Below are 1,483 nucleotides of genomic sequence, written 5' to 3'. Positions count from 1 at the left end.
TAAGACCCGCCCCGGCGGGCCGGTGGCCGTGAAGCGTCAACCCGGCCCCGCTCAGGCGGACAAGACCGGGACCGTCCCACCGCAAGGCGGGACATGCCGATCAGTCGCTACAGCGCACTGACAGGTAACGGATCCCCGTCCCTTCAGGACGGGGAGAACGTCAATGCACTGGTCCGCGCGGGAGCTGGTGGCGGTCACGGCGGACGGCGCACTGGTGCGTTCCGTCGACGGTGCGGCGACCTGGGTGCCGACCGCCGGCCGCGCAGCGGGCGCCCCGGTCTCGCTCACCGTGCACGAGAACCTCATCTACCTGGCCACCGAGGACGGCCGGGTGCTGCGCAGCGCCGGCTCGGGCGCGACATGGCAGCCGATGGCGCCCTGAACCGACGTACCCGAATCGCCTGCATGTCCAGGCGCACGGCGGCCCGGTCGGATCATCCCGACCGGGCCGCCGCCCTCACGCTTCAGTGCTGTCCGGGGGTGAGCTTGACCCGGCGCAGCAGCTGGGCGTTCAGCGCCACCACGATGGTGGAGGCGGACATCAGCACCGCACCGACCGCCGGGCTGAGCGTGAACCCAGCCCAGGCCAGCGCTCCAGCGGCAAGTGGGATCGCCACCACGTTGTAGCCGGCGGCCCAGGCCAGGTTCTGGATCATCTTCCGGTACGACGCGCGGGACAACCGGATCACGCCCGTGACACCACGCGGGTCCGACGAGGCCAGGATGACCCCCGCGGACTCGATGGCGACATCAGTACCAGCGCCGATAGCCAAACCAACGTCGGCGCGGGCCAGCGCCGGAGCGTCGTTCACGCCGTCGCCGACCATCGCCACGGTCAGCCCCCGAGCCTGCAGCTCGGCGACCGCCCGATCCTTGTCCGCGGGCAACACCTCGGCGAAGACCTCGTCCACCCCCGACCGGAACCCCAGGTCTGCGGCGACCGCCTCGGCAACCGGACGGGCGTCTCCGGTAATCATCACGATCTTCTTGACGCCCTGTTCGCGCAGGTCGGCGATGGCCTGGCGGGCCTCCGGACGGACCTCGTCCTCCAAGGCGAACGCACCCACCGCAGCCGGTTGGCCGGCCTCCGGCAGACGGATCAGATGCAGCACCGCCGCACCACGGGCCGACCATCCCCGCGCAACGGTGTCCAGTTCCTCGGGGACCGCCGCGCCGAGTTCCCGCAGTAGGGCGGGGCCACCCACCGCCCAGGTGGTGCCGTCGACAACCGCCTGGACCCCTCGACCGGTCAGCGACCGGAAGTCCCGGGCCGTCGCCCGCAGCCCCCGGTCCTGCGCGACCTTGACCAGAGCCTTGGCCAGGGGGTGTTCGCTGTCGGCCTCGACCGCACCGGCGACCCGCAGCACCTCCTCCTCCGTCGTACCGCTGGCGGCGGCCGTGGCGGTGACCGTGTGGGCGCCCTTGGTCAGGGTGCCGGTCTTGTCGAACAGCACCGCGTCGACGGTGCGCATCCGCTCCAGGG

General features: G+C 71.9%; 2 protein-coding genes. One reads left to right on the top strand and one right to left on the bottom strand.

Annotation, left to right across the window (positions count from 1 at the left end; translation table 11 throughout):
• Positions 1-163 precede the first annotated feature (163 nt).
• Entirely contained in the window at positions 164-382 is a 219-nt protein-coding gene (locus AB0G14_RS35690) for a hypothetical protein (RefSeq protein ID WP_357705222.1), read from the top strand.
• An 82-nt stretch (positions 383-464) separates the two neighbouring features.
• Here AB0G14_RS35690 and AB0G14_RS35685 read toward each other — a convergent pair.
• The coding region (locus tag AB0G14_RS35685; RefSeq protein WP_357705220.1) for an HAD-IC family P-type ATPase at positions 465-1,483 on the bottom strand (1,019 nt) is incomplete at its 5' end.

The sequence above is a fragment of the Micromonospora sp. NPDC023814 genome, from assembly GCF_040639595.1.
Lineage (GTDB): Bacteria > Actinomycetota > Actinomycetes > Mycobacteriales > Micromonosporaceae > Micromonospora.
Note: the sequence above shows the minus strand (reverse complement) of the source record. Positions and strands in the feature narration are given on the sequence as shown.

Bases quoted from the DNA above. Each gene is read 5' to 3' on its own strand.
- AB0G14_RS35690 (WP_357705222.1), top strand. From the start codon at position 164: ATGCACTGGTCCGCGCGGGAGCTGGTGGCGGTCACGGCGGACGGCGCA.